Annotated in this window: 3 protein-coding genes; 2 read left to right on the forward strand and 1 reads right to left on the reverse strand. The window is 47.5% G+C overall.

The genetic code is table 11. The annotated features are described in order from the left end of the window. The first annotated feature begins 188 nt into the window (after positions 1–188). Together PsAD37_RS12015 and PsAD37_RS12025 are read left to right on the forward strand one after the other, a co-directional pair. Positions 189–1,967 carry a calcium-binding protein gene (locus PsAD37_RS12015; RefSeq protein ID WP_063296342.1) on the forward strand — a complete coding sequence of 593 codons (1,779 nt, stop codon included), beginning with the start codon at positions 189–191 and terminating at the stop codon, positions 1,965–1,967. An 824-nt stretch (positions 1,968–2,791) separates the two neighbouring features. Continuing rightward, positions 2,792–5,842 (forward strand): Ig-like domain-containing protein, encoded by a 3,051-nt coding sequence (locus PsAD37_RS12025; protein ID WP_193778257.1) that lies wholly within the window; start codon positions 2,792–2,794, stop codon positions 5,840–5,842. A 130-nt stretch (positions 5,843–5,972) separates the two neighbouring features. On the opposite strand, the gene PsAD37_RS12030 is transcribed toward PsAD37_RS12025, so the two are convergent. After that, a complete protein-coding gene (locus tag PsAD37_RS12030; RefSeq protein WP_244272517.1) occupies positions 5,973–6,275 on the reverse strand; it encodes a pyocin activator PrtN family protein in 303 nt (100 codons plus the stop codon). Positions 6,276–6,478 lie beyond the last annotated feature (203 nt).

Raw genomic sequence — 6,478 nt, forward strand, 5'->3', positions numbered from 1 at the left:
AACTAGTTTTTAAATCTATAATTGCATAGTGCATATAATTAAATCTGTGGTTGATTTATGAGGGTTAGCTAGTTTCATCGATTGAACGTAGTTGGAATTTTTTGAATCAATTGAGAGTAAAATCATATTTGAAATCAAATATTTTTAGCGACAACGTCATGGCGTGATTTTTATTTTCAGAGGTTGTCATGTCTGATTCTGTTTCTTCAACTCCTCCCAGCAATACGCTTGATTTCGGCCTTGTTGAGACGGTGCTCTCAACACAAACTGCTCCGGAACCGACATTTTCGGATGAGCGGGAGAACACTTACGTCTACGAATATGGCAGCAGCCATGACACGATCATCGACGTGCAAGCAGACAGTTCCGAGATCAACGAGCTGGTTATCGGGTCCGGCTACTACCCACATGAAGTACAGTTCAGCCGCCCGTCCGGAACGGACAATGACGATCTTCTTCTGACGTTCCGCAATGGTGGCACACTGCTGATCAAGAACCAGTTCGCAGATGAACAAGGTATCCAGACAATCCGCTTTGCTGACGCCGACTATTTGGTGCTGTCAGGCTACCGGGTTATGGAGGTCACGTTTAACACCACCTCGGGCGATGATGCCATCCATGGCGGTGATCAGGGCGATATGCTTTACGGCGGCTCAGGCAACGACACTCTCCATGGTCATGAAGGTGATGACACACTGATCGGTGGGTATGACGACGACACGTTGTTCGGAGGGTCTGGCAACGATACTTTGAACGGTGAGCATGGCGATGACACTTTGGTCGGTGGGACCGGCAACGACACCTATAAATATGAATATGGCAGCGGCCATGACACGATCATCGACGTGCATGCGGATAGTTCCGAGATCAACGAGTTGGTTATTAGTGATTACCACCCATATGAAGTGGAGTTCAGCCGTCCGTCTGGCACGGACAGTGATGATCTTCTTCTGACGTTCCGCAATGGTGGCACGCTGCTGATCAAGAACCAGTTTGCCGATGGTCAGAGCCTCCAGACCATCCGCTTTGTTGAGGCTGACTATTTTGTCCTGTCCGGCTACCAGATCATGGAAGCCACGTTTCACACCACAGAGGGTGATGACGTGGTGCACGGCAACAATCAGGGCGACACGCTTTACGGCCTTGGCGGCAACGACACTCTCCATGGTCATGAAGGTGATGACACACTGATCGGTGGGTATGACGACGACACGTTGTTCGGAGGATCTGGCAACGATACTTTGAACGGTGAGCATGGCGATGACACTTTGGTCGGTGGGACCGGCAACGACACCTATAAATATGAATATGGCAGCGGCCATGACACGATCATCGACGTGCATGCGGACAGTTCCGAGATCAACGAGCTGATTATCGGATCCAGTTACTACCCATATGAGGTACAGTTCACTCGTCCTTCGGGAACAGACAATGACGACCTTCTTCTAACGTTCCATGATGGCGGCACGTTGCTGATCAAGAACCAGTTCAGCGAGGGTGAGGGTATCCAGACGATCCGTTTTGCTGATGATGAGTATGTTGTGCTGTCAGGCTACGAGATCATGGAAGCCACGTTTAACCCGACCCCAGGCGATGATGTCATCCATGGCGGCGATCAGGGCGATATGCTTTACGGCGGTTCAGGCAACGACACACTTCATGGTTATGAGGGCGATGACTCCCTGATCGGTGGGGATGGTGATGACACGCTCATCGGTGGTGCAGGCAATGACACCTTCAGGTTTGAGTACAGGCATTCCGGCAATGACACTATCATTGACTTTAATGTTGATACTGAAGTTATTCAGTTTGAGTTTGGATTTCTGACGAGCTTCGGTGAACTGCTGGAAGCAGTAAGCGATGTGGGAACAGATGTTGTCATTCACCTTGATGGTGAGACGTCGATTACTCTGAATGGTGTCCAGACAGGCAGCCTCCAAGAGAGCAATTTTGAGTTTCTGATCTAAACGGCCATAAGCAGTTATAGAAGGTTGATACTTGGGGTGTTCGGTTTGTAATCGGCTGCCCTAAGTGCTTTTCCAGCAAATACTTCGACGCACCATCATCAGATGTGCCCGAACCAATATCCTCATTCGTCTTCACCATTCATTCCGTCATAGCAGTCCATTCGTACGTTTCTGGTGGGTCTGACTTGCCAATTTGGTGCAGAAAGGTCAAAAGACTGCGACTTGAGGTAGTTTGAGACCGTAGTGAATGACTGAAGCAACAAAAAAACTCTATAATATCAATCAATCAGTCTGTCTTCGCAGTCGCGCCGATGCTTGATGGGATCGATACTTAAAGTTTATTTATATACTACACGTGTTGTCAGGTGATGGCGTTGTAAGTCGTACTGATATTCGTACTAATATCTGAATTTGAGATAGATATTGGTGAGGCCTGAAAATAAAATTACGTTATAGACAGCGGGTGTTTCAGGTCTAAGTCTAACAAACACAGCCGTGAGCTGTCGATCAATCAACTCATCAGTGGTTGGATCAACGTCCCCTTGGATGCCGTAGCTGTTTCTTTTTGGGTCCTCTATCAGATCTTGATGCAAGACGCGGAACAGGGTGGCTGGTCCACGTTTGGTTCCTCTATGAGAATACAGCCATTCGCGCATTCTATAGAAAATCTAGCTAATTTACGCTTATTGCTTGCGTCTTAAGCTTGTCCTAGCCAACAGCTAATTTACTGCAATCATGAGTATACTTAATTAATGTTTACAATCATAAATATGTATGCATAGATGTATGATGCAATTATGCATGATGAATCTATGGTATCTCAAATGACAAATTTTGTACCCTCAGCCTATCCTGTTGTAACAGGAGGGGACGAAAGCTCTTCTCATAAGATCACACCTAGTTTTTACGATAGCGATTCCGCCGATACTCACACTTTCACCGTAGATACCACCAACACGCTTGGCTCGGTCACAATCAATGATGATGGTACGTTCTCTTACAATCCAGCAGGGCAGTTTGAGTATCTGGCTTTGGGCGAGAAAACGACAGATACGTTTACATATACAGTGATCGATAGCTCTGGAGCCAGTTCGTCAGCGACAGTCACTATAGAGCTCTTTGGTTCTAACGATGGTCCTGTAGCTTTTGCTTCGAGTGAAACCACAGGTGAAGGCAGTGCAGTTACTATAACGCCGTCTTATTCTGATGCAGACACCACAGACGCCCATAGTTTCACCGTAGATACCACCAGCACGCTTGGCTCGGTTACCGTGAATGATGACGGTACATTCTCCTATCATCCGCAGGGCCAGTTTGATGGTCTTACAGCTGATGAAACTGCCACGGATACCTTTACTTATACCGTTACCGACAGTTCCGGTGCGAGTTCGACTGAAACTGTTACGATTAAGATCAGCGGTGTGAACGATGCACCTGTTGTTGATGATATTGCAGCAACAACATCTGAGGATGAAAGCGTCTTTATTGAACCAGCTTTCTCAGATGCTGAGGTCTCAGACACTCATACCGTCACCGTAGATGCCAGTGAAACAACTGGGCAGGTCTCTCTGGTCGATGGCAGCTTCCAGTACAATCCAAATGGTCAGTTTGAGCATCTTGCTGTTGGTGAGAGTACGACTGACACCTTCACCTACACGGTGGATGACGGCAACGGCGGCGTCGTTACAAAGACAGTGACTGTTACCATTACCGGAACTAATGATGCTCCCGTAGCTTCTGAAACTACAGCAAGCACAGGCGAAGATAATAGCATTACCATCAATCCAACTTACTCCGACGTCGATATCTCTGACACTCACAGCTTCAGTGTGGATACCACCAACACACTAGGTTCGGTCACTGTGAATGATGATGGCACATTCGCTTATGACCCGAATGGGCAGTTCGAGGATTTAGCCGTTGGTGAGACTACAAGTGACAGTTTCAGCTATAGTGTAACGGATAGCTCGGGAGAGACCTCAATAAATACGGTCACAGTCACAATTATTGGCCAAAACGACGCTCCTAAGGCAAGTGCTATAACAGCAAGCACTGGTGAGGGGAGTTCTGTCACCATCGCGCCTTCTTATTCGGATGTCGATACGTCAGATATACATAGCTTCAGTGCGGACACTGCAAACACGATTGGCTCGGTCACAATCAATGATGATGGGTCATTCTCCTACGATCCAGCTAATCTCGTTGGTTCTCTCGGGCTTGGTGAAACGACAACTGATACCTTTAACTACACGGTTACGGATAGCGCTGGAGAAAGCTCAATAGCAACTGCAAGTGTGACTGTCGTGGGAGATAGTGAAATATTGAGCGGGAGTACGGACAAGGATACCTATTCGACTTGGGCAGATAGTGGGTCAACTATGATTGACTACACCACTGAAGTCGATGGCGGTGGGTTTGATACGATTGTCTTTGAAGATTTGTCTCTTGCTGATGTTAAAATTTCGATAGTCGAACACGATGGAGAAAACGGCACTGCTCTCAAGATTTCCTGGGAGGCAGATGGAGATCGCCCAGCTGGTCAGATCCAGATTGCGAACATGGGGGCTCACATAGAGCGTTATGAGTTTGCAGATGGTACAAACTTGTCCAAGATCTCAGTGTTTAGCGATGGGAAGCCTAGGCTTTTTGGTACCGATGAGGCTGATGTTTTCATCGGATCCGATGCCAATGAAGAGGTATATGGAAGTGACGGCGCTGATGTAATTGATGGAGGTGGTGGAGACGATACCCTTAATTATAGCGCTTCGACTGCAGCGGTTAACGTCAATATGAGCACAGCGGAGTTATCTGGTGGTTATGCCGAAGGTGACCAGATTACCAACATTAAGAGCATTTACGGCTCCAATTTTGACGATGTCATAATTGGGGATGACAACGATAACGGCTTATATGCATCCGATGGTATCGACCACCTAGAAGGTAAAGGTGGTGACGATGTTCTCAATGCTTTTGGTTCGGGAGCTGACTATCTTGATGGCGGTGAAGGGCAGGACACAGTGCGTTACCGCTGGTCGAGTGCTTCTGTGGTGGTGAACCTACTTGATCAGTCTCAAAACGCAGGAGATGCCGAAGGTGACGCCTATATTTCGATAGAGAATATTGTTGGCAGCGATCTATATAGTGACCATCTCACAGGGGATGATGCTGATAACTCAATCTGGAGTCACGGCGGAGACGATAAGCTATTTGGTGAGGCTGGCTCAGATCACCTGAATGGAGGCGATGGCCACGATACACTTTATGGTGGAGCCGACAATGATGTGCTTATTGGTGAAGCTGGTGATGACAATTTGTTTGGAGGGGAAGGGGACGACTTCTTAAGAGGCGGCTCAGGTTCTGATTATCTTGACGGTGGGATTGGAACCGATTGGATTAGCTACACAGAGTACGGCGATCTTGGGCAAATTTCAGTTATTGACCTTTTAACAGGCACAGGTAGTGGAGGAGTCGCCGCTGGAGACACTTATGTCTCAATCGAAAATGCCAATGGTAGTGATGGGGATGATCATATTATCGGCACGGCAGGAGATAACATTTTAGGTGGTCGAAAAGGCGATGATACCCTTGTTGGGCAAGCAGGGAACGATACGTTGCATGGGGGCAAAGGTAGTGACAACTTTGTGTTTGAGGGCTCGTCATTCGGTAATGACGTAATTACTGACTTTAAAGCTGGAGCTGAGTCAGACGACATTATTTCCTTTGATGCAGATCTATTTGCGAATCTGGAGGCGGTTTTGATGGCTGCAACGGATGATGGGGTCAACACGGTAATCGTGCTTGATGAAGATAACTCTGTGACCCTGACAGGTGTTCTGACCTCTGATCTTCATTCAGACGACTTCCAATTTATCTGATCTTCATTGATTGTGTAACATGGGCCCTCGGTGATATGCGTTACCGAGGGCATTTTGCCTGAGAACAAGTATATTGGGGTGCTTGAGGTTACCCAGTTGAACCTTGTGTGTTTTCCGGCTTTGGATGGTTTTATCTGCCGAACATGGCATTGTTTTCTTTCATAGCTTCCTCCCTCTTTTTGTCCAGGTAATGCGCCAGATCCACGAGGTGGACGCCTCTGGCGCATTTTTGGCTGTCTTCGATCCGGACAATTGGAAGGTCAATCTCGCCGCTATTGTGCTTGCGAAGGAATTTTTGCAGCGTCAGGTGCCCGAAGAAGTCTTTGCATACTTCCTGTACGGGTATGATTGTTTTTCCAGAATACTGAGCCAGCAAGAGAAACTGGGTGTTCATAGGATTGCCTTCCAGAGTTCGAATTTCAACTTCAGTCATGCTGCGCAGGGCTGCTTCAATGAGTGTGAATCGGCATGCAAAATTGACCCGGTTAGGTGGGTTATGAGCGTTTAAGATTGACCCACCTGTTTGTTAGGATCCGTGCATTTAGCGCGGGGCATGAACGGGTGATATTGATGGAAAGTGCAGCCAAGATCCGCCGTCTTGTTTTACGGGATGGTCGAAGTGTCCGGTCGGTCAGT

The sequence above is a fragment of the Pseudovibrio sp. Ad37 genome, assembly GCF_001623075.1.
Lineage (GTDB): Bacteria > Pseudomonadota > Alphaproteobacteria > Rhizobiales > Stappiaceae > Pseudovibrio.

Coding starts and splice junctions, on each gene's coding strand:
- PsAD37_RS12030 (WP_244272517.1), bottom strand. CDS start 6,275: ATGACTGAAGTTGAAATTCGAACTCTGGAAGGCAATCCTATGAACACC.
- PsAD37_RS12015 (WP_063296342.1), top strand. CDS start 189: ATGTCTGATTCTGTTTCTTCAACTCCTCCCAGCAATACGCTTGATTTC.
- PsAD37_RS12025 (WP_193778257.1), top strand. CDS start 2,792: ATGACAAATTTTGTACCCTCAGCCTATCCTGTTGTAACAGGAGGGGAC.